This is a genomic window from Mycobacterium venezuelense (assembly GCF_054919535.1).
The window spans coordinates 25,557-46,342 of record NZ_JBONDW010000034.1 but is presented as its reverse complement, the minus strand read 5'-3'; the positions used below and the strand labels follow the sequence as shown (position 1 = coordinate 46,342).

Genomic DNA, 20,786 nt, shown 5'->3' with positions numbered 1-20,786 from the left:
AGGCCCGCTGGACAGCAGCGCCGAATGCACCTCAGGGGGCAAGGCCATCCAGATTGGCGCTGTCATCTCAGATGCCGCGCGCGATCAGATACGACGACGCCGCCATCGCATCACCGGTCGCATAGCTCGCGCCCGACTCTGCCACGCCGGAACCGGAGCGGCCCAACTCCTCGACCCCATGGGCGACCAGCGCCGAATGCTGGGCACCATGAGCACTGAAACCGGTGGCCGTCTGCAACGAAACCGCGTCAGCGGCAGGCGGAACCACCGTCGACACCACCGGTGCAGCCGCCGCATGCGCGGCCGCCATCCGCGCCGTCAACGCCTCCACCGCCGCACCGGCCGCAGCCAACCCCTCTGGCACAACCCGCAAAGTCACAGTCATCCTCCCCATTCACCGAACAACCCGCCGATCACCGAGCCACCAGACGCGCCCGGTGAGAATTCGCTAACTCACAACAATCCAGAGCCTCCCCCAGCTCCACCCATGTTTGCCATGCCGCTGCGGCCACTGTACGAGCAGCGACGGGTGCTGTCGACCCCTATCTTTACGGCGCAGGGTTTGCGAGGTTAACCGCGACAACCTGATCACACCGGTGCCAGAACGCCGAAACCTATTGCACACCAACGTGTTCGTACACACCGACCGAGGCCACGCACTGGTGTGGATCTGCGTGCTGGACGGGTGTGAGAAAAGCTCGGCTCCGTCGTCGCGCACGCACCGTCATGCATAGCTGCGACCGCCGACACGCAACAGCTCAGCAATGAGCACCCGTTTGCCTGAGACCCGCTTGTGAGTACGTTTGCCAGACTTATCCCCAACCGGCGCGATTCGGACTACAACAAGGCCGCAGGTTTCGGTGGACTGAACGGATGAGGTATCGGCTGTCGATCGCGCTGTGGGCCATCGCTCTGGCCTCGGCAACGCCGGCGTACGCCGACGGTGAGCGCCTGCGGTGGCCGGTTGCGCCCCGACCCGCCGTCACCCGAGGCTTCGACGCCCCCTCTCCCAACTGGCAGCGCGGGCATCGCGGCGTCGATCTGGTTGCTGCACCGGGTCAACCGGTATACGCCGCGGCAGCAGGCACCGTGGTGTTCGCCGGTGTCCTCGCCGGCCGGCCGGTCGTGTCGATAGCTCACGCGGGCGGCCTGCGAACCAGCTACGAACCGGTGCGGGCGTCGGTGAGAACGGGACAGCGCGTCGCATCCGGATCGGTTCTCGGCGACCTCGTACCGGGTCACCCCGGCTGCCCGGTGGCGGCGTGTCTGCACTGGGGCGCGATGTGGGGTCCTGCCTCACGCGCCGACTATGTCGATCCGCTCGGCCTGCTGGTCGAGACGCCGATCCGGCTCAAGCCCGCATCGGGCTAATACCCTCGACGAGGTGACCTCCCCGGCAGCCGCAACAGCCCATCACACCAGACCCATGCGCTTCGGCCTGCACACCGCACTGCCCCGAGCCACGGACTTCGCCGGATTCACGGTCACCGTCGAGAGTGCCGGATTCGACGTCCTGACCATCCCGGACCACCTCGTTGCGTCGCTGTCGCCGTTCGCCGGCGCGGCGACCGCGTGCGCGGCCACCGCTCGGCTGCACACCGGCACGCTCGTGCTCAACAACGATCTGCGGCACCCGGTGGACACGGCGCGCGAGTCGGCCAGTGTGGCGATGCTGTCGGGTGGCCGGTTCGAACTCGGCCTCGGCGCGGGGCACATGAAATCCGAGTACGACGCGGCCGGGCTCAAGTTCGATCGCGGCGGAGTCCGCGTGGACCGGCTGATCGAGGCCGTCGAGGTGATCCGGCCGCTGCTGGCCGGCGAGGCCGTCGACGTGGACGGATCGCACTACTGTGTGCGGGCCGGCGCAGGCGAGCTCGTCGCGTCGCCCGGGGTCGCGGTGCCGCTGCTGATCGGCGGCAATGGCACCCGGGTGCTGCAGTTGGCGGGCCGCGTCGCCGATATCGTCGGGCTGGCGGGTTTCAGCCACAACCGAGACGCGACCGAAGTGCGGTTGACCCACTTCGGACCCACCGGTCTGCTCGACCGGATCGCGGTCGTGCGGGAGGCGGCAGGTGATCGCTTCGAGGCCATCGAACTCAACGGCCTGATCCAGGTCGTGATGCGAACCGATGACCGGGCCGCGGCCGCCGCGGCATTCGCCGCGCCGCTCGGCGCGGATCCCGAACTCGTGCTGGAGTCACCGTTCGTACTGCTGGGGACGTACGAACAGATGGCCGAGGCGCTGTCCGAGCGGCAGCGCCGCTTCGGGATCAGCTATTGGACCGTGTTCGACGCCTGGCCAGGGCGCGAATCGGCGCTGCCCGACATCGCCGAGGTGATCAAGCTGCTGCGGTGACGCCGTCAGGCCCGCGGGTGGGCCTGGTCGTGGACGGCTCGCAGCCGTGCGACCGTGACATGCGTGTAGAGCTGGGTGGTGGCCAACGTGGTGTGGCCGAGAAGTTCCTGCACGATCCGCAGATCGGCACCGCCCTCGAGCAGATGCGTGGCCGCGCTGTGGCGCAATCCATGCGGCCCGATGTCGGGCGCCCCGTCGACCGCGGACACGGTCTGATGCACGACCGTGCGGGCCTGTCGAGGGTCGAGCCTGCGGCCGCGAGCGCCGAGCAGCAGCGCGGCACCGGATTCCGCGGTGGCGAGGGCCGGTCTGCCGTCGGAGAGCCAGGAGGCCAGGGCCCGGTACGCCGGTTCGCCGAACGGCACGGTGCGTTGTTTGTTGCCCTTGCCCAGCACCCGCAAAACGCGCCGCGAGGTGTCGATGTCGTCGACATCCAGTCCACACAGTTCGCTGACGCGAATCCCGGTGGCGTAGAGCATCTCGACGATCAACCGGTCCCGCAGAGCGAGTGGATCCCCCTGCTGCGCAGCGGCGTTGATCGCCTCCATGGCGTCAACGGCTTGATCGCGGCGTAGCACCGAAGGCAGCGTGCGGCGCGCCTTGGGGGTCTGCAGCCGAACCGCCGGGTCGGCGGCAAGCAGCCCCCGCCGCACGGCCCACGCGCAAAACGTCTTCACCGCCGAGGTACGGCGGGCCAGCGTGGTGCGCGCAGCTCCCGCCGCCGCCTGCGCCGCCAGCCAGGACCGCAACCGCGGCAGGGTCAGGGTTTCCAGCCCGCCGTTCGTGTACTCGAACAACGACCGGAGATCGCCGAGGTAGGCGCGACGGGTGTGCTCGGAGCGGCCGCGTTGCAACGCGAGATACTCATCGAACTCATCGAGAAGAGCCTGCACTCCCCCACGGTGTCAGATGTCTCACGGGTGTCCATCCAACGCGCCGGTGCGCAACCGCGGCGTGACCTTGCCGTTGCGCGTCACAACGCGGTGGCAATGGGTGCGGGCGCGTTGGCGATCTCGTCGAGCACTCGAATGTTCTTCACGACGTCGCGGCTCTCCCTGGCCGCGATAGCCGTCACCGCCCACTGGATGAGACCGACGACGCCGGGCGGTTCGTAGATCAGTTCGCCTTGCCTGGCGACCCGCAAGTCCCGGATCCGGATCGTGACCGGACGAGTGAAACGTGGCTGCACTGCCAGCACGCTCGCGAACCTCCACGCGTCGTCGCGAAAGCCGCGCACCGCTTCGTTGATCAGAAAAATCTGGTTGTCCATCAGCACGGCGTAGATATCGGCCAGGGCGGGTGACAGTTCGTTGATGTCGACGACGATGCCGGTCACCTGGCTCGCCAGCACCGCGTTGATGCGGTCGAAATCGGTTTTCAGCTGCCACAGCCGAGCAGCCGGGATCAGTTGCTGAGCGGCGATTCCGAGGTCGAGACCGATGTGAGCGTTGATCCCGGCCAGCATGTGCTGCAGGATGATCGGCTCTGCGCGTGCTGCCGCGTCGAACGTCACCTGCCAGGACCGGGTCGGCTTGACGACCCTGCCGGGATGAAAGTGACCGTTCAACGCGTCGAAGTAGCGGTTGGCGAACGCCACGTCCAGCCGCTGCAACCGCGATCCGTCTTCGAACACGCCATCGGCGACCGCAGTCCGCACCGCGATGGTGATGCGCTTGTACAGTGCGGCGAAATAACCCAGCCGACTTGATGATTCGATCGACCATCGAATCACCGAATCGATCGTGTCGACGACCTCATCCAGCGTCGTCGCGGGCCGCAACGGAGCGAGGGGCGGATGATCGGCCATCAGTTCTCCGGCGCCAGGTCACCCGGATGTGGCGGCTCGGCGTCCCGCTCGGTCCGCCACCATTCCACCGCAAGTCCCACCGCTGTCACCGAAACGGTCAGCAAGGGTCCCACAAGTGCGATCAACACGATCGCGGTTCCGGCATTCATCGCATACCTCACAGCTCAGGCTTCCGCATCGACGGTTTCTGACGTCGTTGTCGGATTCCATGCTCGGCTGCTCAGCGCGCCCTCACACGGGTAGTCGACTACTCCAATTGCGCTCAGTCGACCCGGCGCAGGGTATCGGGGGTCAGGTCGGCCAGCGTCGGATAACCGTCGACGGCCATGATCAGGTCGGTCTCGGCGAGTAGCGATCGCAGCACGTGCACGATGCCGTCCGCGCCGCCCAACGCCAAGCCGAACGTGTACGGGCGGCCCACGCCAACGGCGGTGGCCCCGAGGGCAAGGGCCTTGACGATGTCGGCGCCGCTGCGGATACCGGAGTCGAACAGCACGGGCAGTCCGTCGGCGGCGTCGACCACCCCGGGCAGGCAATCGATCGCGGGCAGACCGCCGTTGGCCTGCCTGCCACCGTGATTGGAACAGTAGATGCCGTCGACGCCGCCGTCCTTGGCCCGCCTGACGTCGTCGGGATGACAGATTCCCTTGAGGATCAGCGGGAGCTTGGTCAGCGATCGCAGCCACGGCAGGTCATCCCAGGTGAGTGGGTTGCCGAACAGGCTCACCCACCGCAGCACGGTCGCCTGCGGGTTCTCCTCGGGTGGCTGCTGCAGCCCGGCTCGAAACACCGGATCACTCGTGTAATTGGCCAGACACTTTCCGCGGAGCTGCGGGAAGTTGGACGTGGACAGGTCGCGGGGCCGCCAACCCGGCACCCACGTATCGAGGGTGACCACGATGCCCTTGAAGCCGGCGGCCTCGGCACGCTGCACGAGGCTGGCCGCCAACTCTCGGTCGGTCGGCGTGTACAGCTGGAAAAACCCTGGCGTGTCGCCGAATTCGGCTGCGACATCCTCGAGCGGATCCTCGGTGAGGGTCGAGAGCACCAGCGGGACGCCGGTGCGCGCGGCCGCCCGTGCGCCGGCCAGGTCGCCGTGGCCGTCTTGACCGCAGATGCCGAGCACGCCGATCGGAGCCATGAACAACGGTGAGGGCAGCTTGAGCCCGAACAGGTCCACGGACAGGTCGCGTTCGCGGTGGGCGTTGAACATCCGCGGCATCAGGCCCCACCGATCGAACGCCGTGCGGTTCACCCGCTGCGTGCGCTCGTCGCCCGCGCCCCCGGCGACGTAGGACCACACCGACGGCGGCATCGCGGACTGAGCTTTGGCCTCGAGTTGCGAGTAATCCATCGGCAGGGTCGGCAGTACACCGGACAGGCCCTGGAGGTAGATCTCAAGCTGGTAATCGCCGTATGCCATGACGGTTACCTTGCCAGCCTTCGGTCAGCTTGCGGTGCCGGCCTCGGCTTTCGCGAGCTCGGCCTTCCATTCGCGGAACGTCTCCTCGGTGCGGCCACGCCGCCAGTAACCCGAGATCGAAGATGCCCATTTCGCTTCGACGCCGCGTTCCTTGCGGATGTAGGGACGCAGGTTGTGCATGACGGCCTGCGCCTCGCCGTGGATGAACACCTGCACCTGGCCCGGCAACCACGGCGATTCCTTGACCGCGGCGATCAGCGGTGCGTTGTCGCCGGCCCGTTCGTCACCAACCAGGTCGGCGCGGCCGCCGCGATAGACCCAGCGCACCTCGACGCCTTCCGGCGCCGTCAGCTCGACTTCGTCGTCAGGGCCTGCGACTTCGATGAAGACCCGGCCAACGGCGTTGGCGGGCAACGCCTCCAGTGCGGTACTGATGGCAGGCAGAGCAGCTTCGTCACCGGCGAGCAGGTGCCAGTCCGCAGCCGGATCCGGCGAGTAAGCCCCGCTCGGTCCCATCAGGTAGGCGGGTTGGCCGGGGGTGGCCGAGGCCGCCCACGGTCCGGCCACGCCGTGATCGCCGTGCACCACGAAGTCGATCGCGATCTCGCCGCGTTCCTCATCGACCCGCCGGACCGTGTAGGTCCGCACAGTCGGACGCTGCTCGGCAGGCAGTTCGGCGAAGCTGTCCAGCGTCAACGGCTGAGGCAACGTGGCGACGTCGACGCCATTGGGCACGATGACGAGTTTGACGTAGGAGTCGGTGTACTCACTTGGCTTGAAGGTGCCGAACGCCTCGCCGCCACCACTCCCGTTTCCCCCGAGGACCACTCGGACCATGTGCGGTGTCACCTGCTCACGCCGCACCACCTCGAACGTGTGTATGGGTCGTCCCGCCATACCGCCTCCAAACTCATCCGCCGGTCGTTCATTAGCCGACCTCATCGACTATACGGAGACCGCCTGCGCGTATGGGCTCTACTGCCGCTTGCTCAGTCGCCAGCAGCCCGATTCGCCGACCACGAGACCCGCGATCTCCAGCATCGTCAACGGGCCCAGCACCTGGTGTGGCGGGACCCCCGCGGCGACGGCGATCTCGTCGACGGTGCACGAACCACGTGCAGGCAAGGCGTCGTAGATCTGCCGCTCGCCTGGGCAGAGCTCATCCAGCGGTCCTACGGGATGTTGTTGTTCGGGCGCCAATTCACCGATACGCCCTACCAGTTCGACCACCTCCGCGGCCCGGCTGACCAAAGCAGCACCACCTCGCAACAATGCGTGGCAGCCGGCCGAGGCGGCCGACGTCACCGGACCCGGCACCGCGCACACCGGCCGGCCGATCACCCTGGCCCACGACGCGGTGTTCGCCGCGCCGCTACGAAGCCCGGCTTCCACGACCACCGTCGCCCCGGACAGCGCCGCGACGAGTCGATTGCGCGTGAGGAACCGCAATCGCCCCGGCGCCACCCCCGGCGGATACTCACTGACGAGCAGGCACTGTTCGCGAATACGACGGAACAAGGCGCTGTGCCCGGCCGGGTAGGGATTGTCGACGCCGCCGGCAACGACCGCGACCGTGATGCCATCGCAAGCCAACGTGGCTCGATGCGCCACACCATCGATCCCGTACGCCCCACCGGATATCACCGTCACATCCCGCTGGGCCAAGCCCGCGGCGAGGTCTGCCGCGACGTGTTCGCCGTACGCCGTTGCAGCGCGGGTGCCGACGATCGCGGCTGCGCGGTAGGAAACCTCATCGAGACGGTGCGGTCCGACGGCCCACAACACCAACGGCGGATGCGCGTTCGGTTTGTTGTCGATGGTGTCGAACGCCTGCAACGCCAGCAGCGGCCATTCGTCGTCGTCCGGGGTGACCAATCGGCCGCCGAGCCGATCGAGAACCTCGAGATCTTCTCTTGCACAATCCAGCTCACGCCGCGCTTCGATTCGCTGAGCGAGCCTCGAATCGACCTGCCCGGCCTTGACTCGTGCGGCGGCCCCGACCGGCCCCTCCTTGACGACCAAGGCCGCCAACTCGGGGCATGGCGGCTCGGCGACCCTCGACAGATAAGCCCAGGCAAGCCGCGTCTCGTCGGCCATCACACGCTCCCGGCCTGCCGGAAACTCAATGCGGCGGCCACATCTTCCACGGCCGGCGTACTTCGGCCCGCCAGATCGGCCAACGTCCACGAGACTCGTAAACAACGGTCGGCACCCCGGATACTGATCACGCCGCGGTCGAGTGCGGTGCTCAACGGCTCCATCGTTGCCTTGGGCAGCCGGAACTTCCGGCGCAGCAGCGGGCCGCTCACTTCGGCATTTGTGCGGATACCGTATGGCCGCCACCGCTCCTCGGCCGCGAGCCGCGCGAACGCGACTCGCTCGCGGACCGTGGCACTGGACTCCCCCGCGTCCGGCGCGAACGCGCCAGCACTCATCGGATGGAGTTCGACGCGCAAATCCACCCGGTCCACCAACGGCCCGGACAGCTTGCCCAGATAGCGTCGCCGGGCCTGTGCCGAACAAATGCAGTCGACGGGGTTCGGCGGTGCACACGGACACGGGTTGGCGGCGAGCTTGTAGGGGTAGTACTCGACTGACCATTGACCGATCGATTCGGTGGGCGTTTACACACAGAATTGTCGGTGGCTGGACCTCTATCCAGATCGGCGCTAGTTGGGCGCTCGCTGCAAGCGGCTGCTGTCTTCGTTCGTTCGGGAGTTTGGAACCGGTTGTCTCAGTTGTGCGTCTAACAGGATATGGATGCTGAGGAACGACGAGCGCTGGCCAGTGAGGGATTGGATCCTGACGATCCGGCGGTCGCAACGGCGATCGATTTGGTGCGGTGGGAGTTGTCGCTGCTGCTCTGTCAGGACGGCTGAGCGGCGAGTTCGGCGGCGAGGTCTTTAACGCGGGTGTTGATGTCGTCGCGGATGATTCGCATGCGGTCGATGCCGTCGATGCCGCGCAGGGAGGGTTCGTCGGTGTCCCAGCGTTGGATGCGGGTGCCGGGGTGATTGTCGAGGTGGGCTTGGCTGCCGACGATGACGACGAGGTCGGCGTCGTCGATCATCTGGTCGGTGAGTTGGGTCGGCTGATGATTACTGATGTCGACGCCGACTTCGGCCAGCACCTCGGCCGAGAGAGCGTTGACCGCGGTTTTCGCACGGGTTCCGGCCGAGGTGACGTGGATGTTGGGGCCGGTCGCCTGGCGCATGAGCCCGGCGGCCATCACGGATTTTCCGGCGTTGCTGACGCAGACGAACAACACAGATGTCTCTGCCATAGTTGGTGTGTCCCTGACGTTTTCGGGGTTATCGGGTGATGCGGACGTTCAGGTCGGCCAGCAGGCGGCGGACGCGTTCGTCGATGTCGTCGCGGATGGGGCGCACGGCGTCGAGGCCTTGGCCGGCCGGGTCGGGGAGTTCCCAGTTTTCGTAGCGTTTGCCGGGGAAGATCGGGCAGGCGTCGCCGCAGCCCATGGTGATGACGACGTCGGCGGCTTGGACGATTTCGTCGGTCCAGGGTTTGGGGTATTCGCCGGTGATGTCGATGCCGACTTCGTGCATGGCTTCGATGGCGGCGGGGTTGATCTCGTTGCCGGGTTCGGAGCCACCTGACCAGGCGATGGCCTGGTCGCCGGCGTAGTGGGTGAAGTAGCCCAGCGCCATTTGGGAGCGGCCGGCGTTGTGGGTGCAGAGGAACAGCACGGTGGGTTTGCCGTCGTTGATGTGGCCTTCGACCCGTGCCAGGGCGTGCAGGCGTTGGCGGGCGAAGCGTTCGGCGAGCAGGGGCAGGAAGTTGGGAATGGTGGCGCGGCCGGCGAATTGGTCATACGAGGTGTGTAGGAACCGTTCGATGGTTTCGGTGCTGAAGGTGTCGGCGAACTCGGTTTCCAGCCGGGTCGCCGCGGTGCGCAGCGCGAGTTGTTGGTCGATGGAGAGGTCGTGGCGCAGCTGGTGGGTGACGGGGCTGTCGGTCATGGCGTGGTGTCCGTTCTCGTCGTCGAGTCGGTGGGTAGGTGTTGGGAGGTGTGGTGGCGGAACCGCTTCCGCAGTGCGAGGGAGACGTAGACCAGGGCGACTAGGACCGGGACTTCGATGAGCGGGCCGACCACCCCGGCGAGGGCTTGGCCGGAGGTGGCGCCGTAGGTGGCGATCGCAACGGCGATGGCGAGTTCGAAGTTGTTGCCTGCGGCGGTGAATGCCAGCGTGGTGGTGCGCTCGTAGCCGAGATCGAGCAGGGTGCCGAGGAGGTAGCCGCCGCCCCACATGATGGCGAAATAGGCCAGCAGGGGTAGCGCGATGCGGGCCACGTCCCACGGTTGGTGGGTGATCTGATCGCCTTGCAGGGCAAAGAGAATCACGATGGTGAAGAGCAGCCCGTAGAGCGCCCACGGGCCGATCCGCGGCAAGAACTTGGCTTCGTACCAGTCGCGGCCCTTGGTGCGTTCTCCGATGCGCCGCGAGAGGTAGCCGGCAGCCAGGGGGATGCCGAGGAAGATGAGTACGGATTTGGCGATCTGCCACGGCGAGGTGTCGATCGTGGTCTGCTCCAGGCCGAGCCAGCCGGGCAGCACGGAGAGGTAGAACCAGCCCAGCACGGCGAACATGATGACCTGGAAGATCGAGTTCAAGGCCACGAGAACCGCGGCAGCTTCACGGTCGCCGCAGGCCAGGTCGTTCCAGATGATGACCATGGCGATGCAGCGGGCCAGCCCGACAATGATCAGGCCGGTGCGGTATTCGGGCAGATCCGGTAGCAGCAGCCAGGCCAGGGCGAACATCAACGCCGGGCCTGCCACCCAGTTCAGGATCAGCGAGGAGAGCAGCAGTTTGCGGTCGCCGGTGACGGTGTCGAGGCGGTCGTAGCGGACTTTGGCCAGCGCCGGATACATCATGATCAACAAGCCCAGCGCGATGGGCAGCGAAATGCCATCAATCTGAACGCTTTCCAGTGCGGTGTTCAGGCCGGGGATCCAGCGGCCCAACAAGAGTCCGGCGACCATCGCGGCACCGATCCAGACCGGCAGGAACCGGTCGAGGGTGGAGAGCTTGCCGACCACCGGCGCCGCGGTGGTGGTGGTGTCGGTCATGCCGGCACCCCCGCCACCGAGACTCCCGCCGTGGTGCCGAGCAGAACGGTCAGGCTGGCCAGGGCGTCGGGCACGACCGCGTAATAGACCCACGAGGCCCGGCGCTGCGAGGTCAGGAGCCCGGCGTCCCGTAGCACCTTGAGGTGATGGCTGATGGTCGGTTGGGAGACCTCGATGTCAGCGGAGATGTCGCAGACGCAGGCCTCGCCGCCGGCGTGGCTGGCGATCGCCGAAAACAGCTGCAGCCGCACCGGATCAGCCAGGGCTTTGAGCTTGACCGCCATATCCGCGGCGGCGGTGGCCGTCAGGGGTTCGCGCAGCAGCGCCCCGGGCGGGCAACACGCGTCCGGGTCGGCCAACAACTCCCGCGATTTCGACATACATCGATATTGATGGATATCGAATCCGTGGTCAAGTGAACCCCTGGTGAACATGGCCGAGGTCACCGGTGGTCGTCAGTCGCCGGCGCGGTGAGCCGATGCCGCGGCGGCGGTGCCGCGCGGGGCGTGGGTGTCGGTGAGGTGGGCAGGTGTGGTGGCCAGGCTGAACACGGTCGCCAGGATCGCCAGGCCGCCGAGGACCAGGAACATGGGGGCGTAGCCGCCGAGCAGGCTGGCCAGCGCGGCGCCGATCCATGGTCCCAGGGCGGTGGTGAAGGTGACCGGGGCTGCCAGCACCGCGCTGAGGTGACCGTAATGGGTGGCGCCCCACCGGTCGGTGACGGCGGTGGCCTGCAGCAGGGTCAGGATGCCGCGGGCGAAACCGGCCACCACGGTGACGATCACCAGCGCCAGCAGTGAGGTGAACACCCCGAGCAGGGCGGTGCTGACTGCGATCGCGGCCAGGATCAACGCGGTACGGGTCCGCACGCTCAGCCGCCGCACCAGCGTCCCGTAGCCCAGCCGGCCCAGAACTTGGCCGGCGCCCCCGAGGCCCAATGCCAGCGCGGCGGCCTGGGTGCTGATGCCGCGTTCGGCCATCAACGGGACCAGGTTGACGATGATCGCGTAGGAGGCGCAGGCGCCCAGCGCGATCGCGGCGGTCAGCGCCACGAATGGCAGGCTGCGGGTGGTGCGGGTCGGCGACTCGGCGTGATGCGGGTGCGGGGCCGGGGGCCAGGGGTGGCGCAGCCCGAAGAAATGGGTAGGGATCGTGACCACGGCCAGGGCGGCGGCCAGCACGAAATAGGTGCCACGCCAATCCAGGTGATCGGCCAGCAGGGCGGTCAGCGGGGCGAACACGGTGCTGGCCAGCCCCGCCACCAACGTGAGCACCGTGAGTGCTCGGACGTGGTGTGGCCCGTACCAGCGGGTCAACGCGGCGAACGCCGGCTGATACAGCACCGCGCCCATCGCCACCCCGGCCGCGATCCAGGAGGCCACGAACCACCCCAGATTGGGTGCGACTGCCACCCCGACGAGTGCGAGCGGGCCCAAGGCTGAGCCGAGGGTCATCACCGCGTGCGGGCCGTGGCGGTCGATCCAGCGGCCCACCCCGATCCCCACCAGTGCCGAGGTGACCAGCGCCGCGGAGAACGCCGCGGTGACCGCCGGTGGCGACCAGCCGGTCTGGTCGGTGATGCGCACTGAGAGCACCGTGAACGCGTAATACAGCACGCCCCAGCTGGTGATCTGGGTCAGACACAACGCCGCCAAGATCGCGCGCCGGGCGGCCGGACTGGGCGTAAGTGCCTGTGGAGTGGGCGAATCCGTCACGCCGCCGGTCCAACTGGGTCAGCCATCATCCCCCTCGTCGATGCCCGAGTGCCGGTGTGGCCGCCGCGGTCACGTGGCGGCCACACCCGGCTCCCGGTCGCCACTGGTGTCAGCAGCAGGACGCGGCCTTGGCCGTGGCCGGCGTGTCGGTGGCCGCGGCGGTGCCGCCGCAACACACGCCACCTTTCTCGTCGCCGGCTGATTCGTCGAGGTGCTGGGGGCTGGTGCCGAAGGTGTCGGAGTCGGCCAACACGGTGTAGACCTCCCACTTCTCCCCGGCCGGGCCGGTCACCCAGACCTTGTCCTGGGTGGCGAAGCAGCACGTCGTGCCGATCTCCTCATCGGTGAACAAGCCCTCGCCGGTCAGCCGGGCGATCTCGGCGTGCACCTTCTCGCTGGACTCCACCTCGACGCCGAGGTGGTTGATGGTGCCGCCTTTACCGGGGTTTTCCAGCAGCACCAGCTTCAACGCCGGCTCGGTGATCGCGAAGTTGGCGTAGCCGGGCTTCACCTTGGCCGGGTCGGTGCCGAACAGCTTGGTGTAGAACGTGATCGCCTCGTCGAGATCATCGACGTTGAGGGCGAGTTGAACTCGGGACATGATCCACCTCCACTAGGTGTGAGACATATATCGAACTGACGCGTCACCGTCAGAATGCCACCTTTTCGATATATGTCAAGAGTTGTGGCAGGATGGATGTCATGCCCAAAGCGCTGCCCGTGATCGACATGTCCGCCCCGGTGTGCTGCGCCCCGGTGGCCGCCGGGCCGCTCAGCGACGCCGACGCCCTGCAGGTGGCGATGCGACTCAAGGCCCTGGCCGATCCGATGCGGGTCAAGATCATGTCGCTGCTGTTCAGCTCGACCCAGGCAGAGGAGACCAGCGGGGATCTCGCCGCGGTACTCGACCTGGCCGAGTCCACGGTCAGTCATCACCTGGGCCAGCTGCGCAAGGCCGGGCTGGTGATCTCCGAGCGGCGCGGCATGAACGTGTTCCACCGCGTCAAACCCGAAGCCCTGCAAGCCTTGTGTGTGGTGCTCGACCCCAACTGCTGCACCTGATTTGGTTGCAAGCGGTTGTTTGATCGATCAGTTCGATGGCGGTCGACTCGGTCGTCGCCGATCTATCGAGGTCGTGTTGGTAAGCGCCTCGATTTCTTTTCGGAGGTCGTGGTTTTCCAGCGTTAGTCGTTGGATGTTGGCGATCGCGAGTTCGCAGTTGCTTTTCCAGTCACGGAGTTCGCTGCGTAATCGGTCGTTCTCCTTTTTCAGTTGGTCGAATCTGGTCGGTTGCGTGTCGGCAGCCGGGCGCGCTTCCCGCTGGGGTTGCTGGAGGTCGGCGACAATGTCGGGGAAATTCCGCCGGAACGTGGTGTTGGCGATCCCGAGCCGACGAGCGACGGCGAAGGCCGTCGCGGGCCGCCCGGTCGCATCGCTAACAGCATTGATCGCTGAGCGGACCTCGTCGATCGTCGGCAGGTGGGTTTGACGAGGGCTCACGATGCTGGGCTGGTCCCTTCGAGGAATGCCTGGATACGGTCCCGTCGTCGGACGAGTCGCGCCCGCAGCAATGGCGGTAAGTGGTCAGCTCGTTCGAGCTGGGTGTTGATCTTGTCGACTTCCTGGCCCAACGCGGCGACGTTGTCTTGAGTGAGGGCCGCGTTGGCGCAGTCCAGGGGTTGGCAATCGGCGAGGTTGGGCGTTGCAGCGCGGGCTCCCTTCTTTAAGCACAACGCCTTGGACGGATCGAAGACGCAGTTCACGTATGTGCCGGGATAGATCTCGGGGTCGTTGCGCTTCATCAGGCGTTTGAGTCGGTGGGAATCGGTGGTGGCGATGCCTTCAAATCGAGCTGTGCGGCCGAGTTCGTCGAGTCGTCGCGTGGCTTCCTCGGCGGCCGGGCCGGCCAAGGGGTGCTGGTGGGCGTCGGTGAGCGGGAGCAATCGCTCACCGCGGGCCAGTGCCTGTTCAGACTCGACTTCGGCGCGGAAACCCGATGCCGACGTTCCTGCGTAGCCCTCGAACATTTGGATGCTCAGGTGCCGGTACTGGATTGCCCCCGCGATCGACCCGCCCGGTTGGCGAGCGATGAACCATGCCAGTGTTCGACGGAATTGCCGAGTCGACAACGTCCAGGGCTTGCCGTTGACCAGTGGGATGTCGTCGGCCCGGCCATGTGTGGTGCAGAAGTCGTTGATCCAGCTCACCAGCTCTTTGAAGCGCTTGTTGGTGCACTTGGTGGTTTGTGCCCTGTTCGGTGAATTCTTGGTCGGGCCAACGGCATTGCTGTGCTCCAGATGCGAAAACAGCAATGGCCGGTCGGCGGCATGCAGACGTCCCAGGACTCGTGCTGCGCGGGCTGCTGGGTGCCCGACGACCCATGTCGCTGCGGTGCCCGAGGGATCCTGCTGAGCCTTGAAGGCTCGGCCTGCGATACGCCATCGATAGGGTTCGCCGTCGGCGGAGCGGAGCTCCGTCACGCATCCACGTTGCAGGTGTTTCATTTCGCTGTCGCGCATGCCGGATAAGAAGGCGATGACGACGTAGCAGCTGGTTTGGAGCAGGCGGGCCAGTTGGCTTAGTGATTGGCTGGGGTGTTCCAAGGCTATGCCGTCGATCCAGGGCCGGTCGTCAATGCGTCCTGTGATCGTGATGGGTAGCCATGTGTGGTCGGATATTCCGAGTTGGTCGGCGGCCTCAGCGAGCTGAGGTGCGTAGCGGTGCAGACTCCGGTAGTGGCAGCCGACCTCGGTGGAGATGAACTGGAGATTGAGCTCCCCGTTTCGCCCCGGCAACGGCTCGCCCCTGTCGATGACGGTGGCGAGGTAGCACTCAAGGTCGGTGCCGATGCCGTCGTTGCGGCCGACGCGACCGTTGGCGACACTCGATCGGTAGCGTCGCCACGATGCGTCTGCCGCGAGGATGTCTGTGGCGAAGTCGTCGACGAATCTCAAGGCCCACGCCAGCAGCGGCCCGAGAACCGGCTCGGGGATGCGGTCTGTGGTGTTCTCCGCCGTCGTGCGTGAGCGCTGCGACCAGCCGTCGATGTTGCGAGGGTTGACCACCAGCGGGTCGCTCATCACGGTGCGATACCGCCATAGCAGCTGCACGCCGCCGCGAGCGCCCGCCTGCCCGGCCGTCATCGTGGCGATGTGCCGGCTGTAGTCCTCGAGATGGCTCTCGTTGAGCTCGGCCAGCTTGCGCGGCTTGGGCCGGCGCGGACTGTCGTCGGGTAGGCCGTCGACCCAATTGAGGAACTGGCACACGTTCTTGAAGGCTGTGCGGATCGTCAAAACGGAGAGGCGACGCTCACCCGGGGGCAGTGACCCCGACAGGATGGCCATGCATAGCTCTTTGGCCTGGTGTCGGAAGCGTGGGCGAACTGTATCGAAGTAGAGAGTCACGGTGGGCCAATGGTGTTGGAGCACTGCGGGAGCGAGATCCCAGCGGTCATCCTCGAACACCGAAGTGTCAGCCAGCTCTACCCCTGGTCTGAGTGGGCGGTTGACCAGCACCCACCGTGGCTTCTCCTCGTGCGCCGATGCATCGGCCAATGGTTGCGTCATGGCCGCTCCCAGGGATCTTCTGCGAGCTCCAGCAGCTGGTGCTGGGCGGCTTCTTCGGCTGCAGCATCGACTTCTTCCGGAGTGAACTTCGGGAGTACGTCGTAACGTATTGCCGCCCAGGCGGACCCGTAGCGTTGCCACCATTCGTTGTCGGCGAGTGTGGTTCGGCGTCGGGTAAGCGTGTCTATCAGCGCCACCAGGGCGGGTAGGTGGGTTCGGGTGATCAGAGCGTTGGCGCAGTGGAAGCAGTCCAGAAACGACACATCACGGCATGGGCGTCCCGTCTCGGGCCGTTGCTCAGGGTCGGTGCAGCCTGTCCAGGCCCCGTGTTGCAGATCCGTGTCCTGCGCGTCGGGCTCGACCACGAGCTCTGCGAGACGGTTCCGGTGTGCGGCCAAAGCGGACTGTTCGGCGTCGCGAACGGCATCGCTGACGACGTCTTCGGCCCAGTCTTTCACCGTCGGATCGCCCTGTAGGTAATTGCTAAATAGCACGTTGGTCGTGTTGGACCGAACCGACGACGGCAGATGTCCACCGAGTCGTCGTGTTCGGCGGACCTCAACGCTGGTCCTGATACGCCCCATGTCGATACTCAATGCCGGTGCTGGACCATCCGTTTCATTAGGGTCGGCCCGCAGGTCATGCGTTGCTGCCCACCGCCGAAACTCCAAGCCGGCGTCTAACCGGCGGGCGAACGGATCGTGGTGTTCGCGCAGAGACCCAATCGGCGGATCAGTCCGGCCGTTGCGCCAGACCGACCACACCGACTGCGAACCCGTCAGCGCTCGCCCCCGAGCCATCAACCGATGCATCAGCAGGTAAAGCCCACCCGGTGTGTGCAGCTCACGATGCGGTGGGCCGATCTCCCAGGTGACGGTGTCATACCAGCGCTGCGGTCCGCGACGCCGCTTCACGACCAACAACTCGACAGCCCGACCATCATCGAGAATCCGGTGCTCAGCAGGCAATTCCTTGACCGTCTCAGCGTTACGACCGCTGAGGGCTGCCATCAAGACGAGCAGGGGCTCACGGTCCGACCGGGTCACGAAGATCTGCTGGGCCAGCTGGGTTCTCCGGATCCGCTCCTGATCGTGCAGTGTTACCGGAATCCGAGGCACCAGACCAGTTTTGGCGATACCGGCCAGCGTCCGCATCGCCTCCGTTTCCTCTGGGTTGAATACCTCGGGTGTGGACCGCCACGTCGCCAACTGCGTCTCCCCGTGGTCGATACGGTCACGCAGGGCCGCGACATCACGACGGGCGGCGGCCGTTAGCGTGGCGAACTCACGGTCGGAATAGCCCGGCCGGGGCGGCAGCGTCAAGTTGATCCTCTGGGCCGCATGACTGTGCACCGCCGACGAGATCATCGAGGCCAGCGGCTCCTGACGAAACAGCAACCGCAAAGCCTCCAACTCCTTCAGACCCCAGCGGTCACGGTCGGTGAGGAACTGCTCGACGTGCTCCTCGACGAGTTCCCCCGGGGACGCCGGCGGACAATCAGCCCTGGCAAGGAAGTGCACGAAGCGCAGCATCGGGTACCACGCGGTCCTCGCCGAGGCTAGCGTCCGACGCCGACCAGCGGGTCCAACAAGTGCGGCGAAAGCCGCCGCCACCGGCCGCCTCCACTGCGGCAGCGGCAACTTGCTGACATCGAAAGTCCCTGTGCGCCCGTCATCCCCGGTGAACAACACCCGCAGTCCCTGGCCATCTTCGATCACCGTCGCGGCGTGCTCGTAACCTGGTGCAGGCAGTTGCGCAGCCCGACCAGCATGGGTTCCCCCACCACGTTTGCGGTCCCCCATCAGCGGGTGACAGCGTGGTCGGAAGCAGGATCGTGATCGATTTCGGCGGTCCGCCCCGGGTGCTCCCATGTCTCGGGCACCAAGGCCATCCGCGTATGCATCTCAAGTTCAGCCAGGGCGTGCAAGTACTTCTGCGTAGTCACCACCGAACGATGGCCTAGACGGCGTCGCACCCAATCAAGAGGGTCGCCGAAGATTCGGGTGTAATGGCCACGCTGGTCGGGATTGAGGTCGCCAAGCGCAGCGATATGGCCGCGTTGCAGCTGCTCCAAGGTGACGACCGCGAAGGTATGCCGAAGCATGTGCGCATGCGCCGCCACCTGCACCCCAGCACGCGTGCACCGGTCATTGGCGTCCGCGAACACCTTCTTCCATGAGTCGACCGATATGGGTGCACCGAATTCGCCGAGCCAAATCGCTGCTGGCTCAAGGCCCGACGGCCTTTCCACGAACAATCGACGGCGCTCAGCTAGCCCAAGCTGAGCAACCTTCACCATGGACTTGGCGCCGCTGCCAAGCCCGACCGCCGCGACAGGCCGCGCTGGATTCTCAACCACGTAGGGGCGCCTCACGCGCCGATACCTGCCATCACTCTGAGCGAACTCGATCACCGACCGCCGGTCATCTCGCGTATACGCGTTCACTTCCCTGACCAGCGACGAAGGCACGTAAACCCAACGTGCAGAGCACCCCTTCGCAATAGCCGCAGGCAGCCAAAATCGTTGATAACCCTCACTCTGAACGATCGACGGAACGTCAAACACAGTCAGTGCGGCCTGCTCGGAGATCCGCAGCCCCGTTCGGACCATGAAATCGCAGAACAATGCGTTGCGGTCAGCCCATCGGCCCCGAAACCCCGGTTTGGGCAGTCCTTTTGCGTCAAACCCGCGCACACCGACATCTCGCCACCGCCGATAGTCCTCCGGAGGTAGCCATTTCATTCGATCGCGAACAACGTCCGACGCATAGGTGGCTGGGCGCAGCTCATCAAGCACGCCGCGGTAACCCCGGCCCGCGCTCACAGGCATAGGTCGTCTCGATGCTTGCGGTATCGGACTTGCATGGACAAGTCCCTGTTTCAATGCCCAGCGATAGAACTCATTGACCGCAGCGACTTCACGGTTCCACGTCGCACCGGACACGTTCGGGCCTGAAGGATCACGCCGACGCCAGAAGTGGTACGCAACATGATCAGCTTCGTCGAGATCCTTCCACGATCGCCCTGACCGCCGCCGCTCAGCGAACGTCAAGAAGGCAGCGAGATCGCGAGCGTAACCCTCCTGGGTCTTGGGGGCACGACCAATCATTGCCCCGGATTGGAAGTACGCATTCAACTCGATGTCGTACTCCAGCCGCGGGGACAAGAGGAACGGCGTCCCCGGCACAATCACAGATCGTCGAAGCCACCCATCCCAGTCACCGGGTAAGTCAGTCACAAACGGCAGTGGGGCGATCACCGCCTCCGGCTCCATAGGAGTGAACCTCACCAACCACCGGTCTGCAGCCACAGCCAGCATGTATACGGTCAATGACCGGTACTACACAAACATCAACCAGTTGAAACCGCGCCGGATAGCACGCGACCCCGTCACGGCGGGCCAGCCGGATCTCGCCGTCCTCCAGAGGCGTGCGCAAGGCTTCCAGGGAACTGACACCGATTTCGGCGAACTCGTCGAGGAACAGCACGCCGCGATGAGCCTGGCTGACCGCACCCGGCCGCGCCATCCCGCTACCCCCACCGACCAGGGCCGCGACACTGCACGTATGGTGCGGCGCGACAAACGGCGGCCGGGTGATCAGCGGAGTGTCCTCCGACAGCAGGCCCGCCACCGAGTGGACTGCCGTCACCTCAAGCGACTCGGCGTACGACAACGGTGGTAGCAGCCCGGGAAGCCGTTGAGCCAGCATGGTTTTGCCGATACCGGGCGGCCCGGTGAGCATGAGGTGATGGGCGCCGGCGGCCGCGACCTCGACGGCGAACCGGGCCTGGCTCTGCCCCACCACGTCGGCAAGGTCGGCGGTCGGCTCAGGGGCGCGGCCCGCAGCCGTGATCCGGCCGCCCAACTCAGCTTTACCCTCGAACCAGGCCTTCAGCTGCCCGAGGGTGTGCACGCCGAGCACTTCGATGCCGTCGACCAGGCAGGCCTCGGCCAGATTGTCGGCGGGCACCACGACTGCGGGCCATCCTTCATGCTTGGCGGCGAGCACCGCCGGAAGCACGCCGTTGACCGGGCGTACCCGCCCGTCGAGAGCCAGCTCGCCGAGCAGGACCGTCTTCTCCAGCCGTGACCAAGCCGTCTTGGTGTGGGCCGACAGCACCGAACTCGCGAGCGCGAGATCGTAGACCGATCCCACTTTGCGCAGCGTCGCCGGCGACAACGCCAACGTCAGCCGTGACATGGGCCAGGTGTTGCCGCAGTTCGTGATCGCCGCGCGCACGCGGTCCCGCGATTCCTGCAGCGCCGCGTCGGGCAATCCGACCAGATGCACACCGGGCAGTCCCGAGGTGATGTCTGCTTCGATTTCGACGATCACACCGTCGAGCCCACGTACCGCAACCGAATACGCTCTGCCCAAACCCATCTCACCCCACCCCTTTCAAGTGAGTGAGCTCGGGTTCTCGGCACCGGCCGATCCGGACACCGATCACGTCGATTCGCACGCAGGCCCATCGGGTGTCCTGCTCGGCCAGCCACAACGCGGCCAACCGCCGGATGGTGCGGACCTTCTTGGCCGTGACCGCCTCGGCGAGGCCCCCGTAGCCGTCGCCGGTGCGGGTCTTCACCTCGACGAAGACCACGGTGCGCGAATCCGGTTCCTCGGCGATCACGTCGAGTTCGCCATACCGGCACCGCCAATTGCGAACCAGTGTGCGCAACCCGGCAGCCGTCAGATGGTCGACGGCGAGCTGTTCCCCCAGTGCGCCTATCTCGGCCCGTGTCAATGAAGTCATGTGGACACCGTGCGGCCGCGGTCCGACAGAACCGGCCCGGCATGCGCTCAACTCACCGGGTTATCCCCAACC

21 protein-coding genes and 3 pseudogenes are annotated in these 20,786 nt (G+C 66.2%); 3 read left to right on the top strand and 21 right to left on the bottom strand.

The annotated features are described in order from the left end of the window. Together ACRCUN_RS33020 and ACRCUN_RS33015 are read right to left on the bottom strand one after the other, a co-directional pair. On the bottom strand, window positions 1-66 hold a 66-nt coding region (locus ACRCUN_RS33020), incomplete at its 3' end, for a hypothetical protein (RefSeq protein WP_462145818.1). 1 nt (window position 67) lies between these two features. Beyond that, a complete protein-coding gene (locus ACRCUN_RS33015) occupies window positions 68-379 on the bottom strand; it encodes a PE family protein (protein ID WP_462145814.1) in 312 nt (103 codons plus the stop codon). A 494-nt stretch (window positions 380-873) separates the two neighbouring features. Between ACRCUN_RS33015 and ACRCUN_RS33010 the strand changes: the two genes are divergently transcribed. Both ACRCUN_RS33010 and ACRCUN_RS33005 read left to right on the top strand, forming a co-directional pair. Further along, entirely contained in the window at window positions 874-1,371 is a 498-nt protein-coding gene (locus ACRCUN_RS33010; protein WP_462145813.1) for a M23 family metallopeptidase, read from the top strand. A 55-nt stretch (window positions 1,372-1,426) separates the two neighbouring features. Further along, window positions 1,427-2,356: a TIGR03621 family F420-dependent LLM class oxidoreductase gene (locus ACRCUN_RS33005; protein WP_462145817.1), complete on the top strand. Its 930-nt coding sequence runs from the start codon at window positions 1,427-1,429 to the stop codon at window positions 2,354-2,356. A 5-nt stretch (window positions 2,357-2,361) separates the two neighbouring features. Here ACRCUN_RS33005 and ACRCUN_RS33000 read toward each other — a convergent pair whose 3' ends face one another. From ACRCUN_RS33000 to ACRCUN_RS32940, 13 genes and pseudogenes are all read right to left on the bottom strand, one after another. Then, the gene (locus tag ACRCUN_RS33000; RefSeq protein WP_462145812.1) at window positions 2,362-3,249 is read right to left on the bottom strand and encodes a tyrosine recombinase XerC; all 888 of its coding nucleotides are present in this window, start codon (window positions 3,247-3,249) and stop codon (window positions 2,362-2,364) included. Between the two features lie 80 nt (window positions 3,250-3,329). Continuing rightward, entirely contained in the window at window positions 3,330-4,163 is an 834-nt protein-coding gene (locus ACRCUN_RS32995; RefSeq protein WP_462145811.1) for a DUF5995 family protein, read from the bottom strand. Beyond that, window positions 4,163-4,312, bottom strand: a complete 150-nt coding sequence (locus ACRCUN_RS32990; RefSeq protein ID WP_462145810.1) for a hypothetical protein — start codon at window positions 4,310-4,312, stop codon at window positions 4,163-4,165. The genes ACRCUN_RS32995 and ACRCUN_RS32990 overlap by 1 nt, the downstream gene beginning before the upstream one ends. Window positions 4,313-4,425: 113 nt before the next feature. Next, window positions 4,426-5,586 (bottom strand): lactate 2-monooxygenase, encoded by a 1,161-nt coding sequence (locus tag ACRCUN_RS32985; protein ID WP_462145809.1) that lies wholly within the window; start codon window positions 5,584-5,586, stop codon window positions 4,426-4,428. Window positions 5,587-5,610: 24 nt separating this feature from the next. Further along, complete coding sequence (locus ACRCUN_RS32980) at window positions 5,611-6,483, bottom strand: siderophore-interacting protein (RefSeq protein WP_462145808.1); 873 nt, start codon at window positions 6,481-6,483, stop codon at window positions 5,611-5,613. A 78-nt stretch (window positions 6,484-6,561) separates the two neighbouring features. Next, a complete protein-coding gene (dprA, locus tag ACRCUN_RS32975; RefSeq protein ID WP_462145807.1) occupies window positions 6,562-7,683 on the bottom strand; it encodes a DNA-processing protein DprA in 1,122 nt (373 codons plus the stop codon). Further along, a pseudogene (locus ACRCUN_RS32970) lies at window positions 7,683-8,159 on the bottom strand (magnesium chelatase subunit ChlI family protein); the annotation flags it as partial. The gene dprA and the pseudogene ACRCUN_RS32970, both read right to left, overlap by 1 nt. A gap of 293 nt (window positions 8,160-8,452) precedes the next feature. After that, complete coding sequence (locus ACRCUN_RS32965; protein WP_462145806.1) at window positions 8,453-8,869, bottom strand: arsenate-mycothiol transferase ArsC; 417 nt, start codon at window positions 8,867-8,869, stop codon at window positions 8,453-8,455. Window positions 8,870-8,897: 28 nt separating this feature from the next. Beyond that, window positions 8,898-9,566, bottom strand: a complete 669-nt coding sequence (locus tag ACRCUN_RS32960; protein WP_462145805.1) for an arsenate reductase ArsC — start codon at window positions 9,564-9,566, stop codon at window positions 8,898-8,900. Between the two features lie 38 nt (window positions 9,567-9,604). After that, a pseudogene (arsB, locus tag ACRCUN_RS32955) lies at window positions 9,605-10,678 on the bottom strand (ACR3 family arsenite efflux transporter); the annotation flags it as partial. Next, window positions 10,675-11,058 (bottom strand): ArsR/SmtB family transcription factor, encoded by a 384-nt coding sequence (locus tag ACRCUN_RS32950; protein ID WP_462145804.1) that lies wholly within the window; start codon window positions 11,056-11,058, stop codon window positions 10,675-10,677. The pseudogene arsB and the gene ACRCUN_RS32950, both read right to left, overlap by 4 nt. A 75-nt stretch (window positions 11,059-11,133) precedes the next feature. Further along, window positions 11,134-12,393: an MFS transporter gene (locus ACRCUN_RS32945; RefSeq protein WP_462145803.1), complete on the bottom strand. Its 1,260-nt coding sequence runs from the start codon at window positions 12,391-12,393 to the stop codon at window positions 11,134-11,136. A gap of 109 nt (window positions 12,394-12,502) precedes the next feature. Continuing rightward, window positions 12,503-12,994, bottom strand: a complete 492-nt coding sequence (locus ACRCUN_RS32940; RefSeq protein WP_462145802.1) for an ArsI/CadI family heavy metal resistance metalloenzyme — start codon at window positions 12,992-12,994, stop codon at window positions 12,503-12,505. A 101-nt stretch (window positions 12,995-13,095) separates the two neighbouring features. Here ACRCUN_RS32940 and ACRCUN_RS32935 point away from each other — a divergent pair, with 101 nt between their 5' ends. Then, window positions 13,096-13,455, top strand: coding sequence for an Rv2640c family ArsR-like transcriptional regulator (locus ACRCUN_RS32935; RefSeq protein ID WP_462145801.1), 360 nt, complete (start codon window positions 13,096-13,098; stop codon window positions 13,453-13,455). A gap of 27 nt (window positions 13,456-13,482) precedes the next feature. Here the strand turns inward: ACRCUN_RS32935 and ACRCUN_RS32930 are convergent, their stop codons facing one another. The 6 genes and pseudogenes from ACRCUN_RS32930 to ACRCUN_RS32905 all read right to left on the bottom strand — a co-directional run bounded on the left by ACRCUN_RS32930 (window position 13,483) and on the right by ACRCUN_RS32905 (window position 20,714). Beyond that, window positions 13,483-13,893, bottom strand: a complete 411-nt coding sequence (locus ACRCUN_RS32930) for a hypothetical protein (protein ID WP_462145800.1) — start codon at window positions 13,891-13,893, stop codon at window positions 13,483-13,485. Further along, window positions 13,890-15,737, bottom strand: coding sequence for a hypothetical protein (locus tag ACRCUN_RS32925; RefSeq protein ID WP_462145799.1), 1,848 nt, complete (start codon window positions 15,735-15,737; stop codon window positions 13,890-13,892). The genes ACRCUN_RS32930 and ACRCUN_RS32925 overlap by 4 nt, the downstream gene beginning before the upstream one ends. 218 nt (window positions 15,738-15,955) lie before the next feature. Further along, window positions 15,956-17,491 (bottom strand): hypothetical protein, encoded by a 1,536-nt coding sequence (locus ACRCUN_RS32920; RefSeq protein ID WP_462145798.1) that lies wholly within the window; start codon window positions 17,489-17,491, stop codon window positions 15,956-15,958. A gap of 269 nt (window positions 17,492-17,760) precedes the next feature. Continuing rightward, complete coding sequence (locus ACRCUN_RS32915; protein ID WP_462145797.1) at window positions 17,761-19,233, bottom strand: tyrosine-type recombinase/integrase; 1,473 nt, start codon at window positions 19,231-19,233, stop codon at window positions 17,761-17,763. A gap of 79 nt (window positions 19,234-19,312) precedes the next feature. Further along, window positions 19,313-20,344 (bottom strand): annotated as a pseudogene (locus tag ACRCUN_RS32910) (YifB family Mg chelatase-like AAA ATPase); the annotation flags it as partial. Between the two features lies 1 nt (window position 20,345). Continuing rightward, complete coding sequence (locus tag ACRCUN_RS32905) at window positions 20,346-20,714, bottom strand: YraN family protein (protein WP_462145796.1); 369 nt, start codon at window positions 20,712-20,714, stop codon at window positions 20,346-20,348. Window positions 20,715-20,786: the final 72 nt, after the last annotated feature.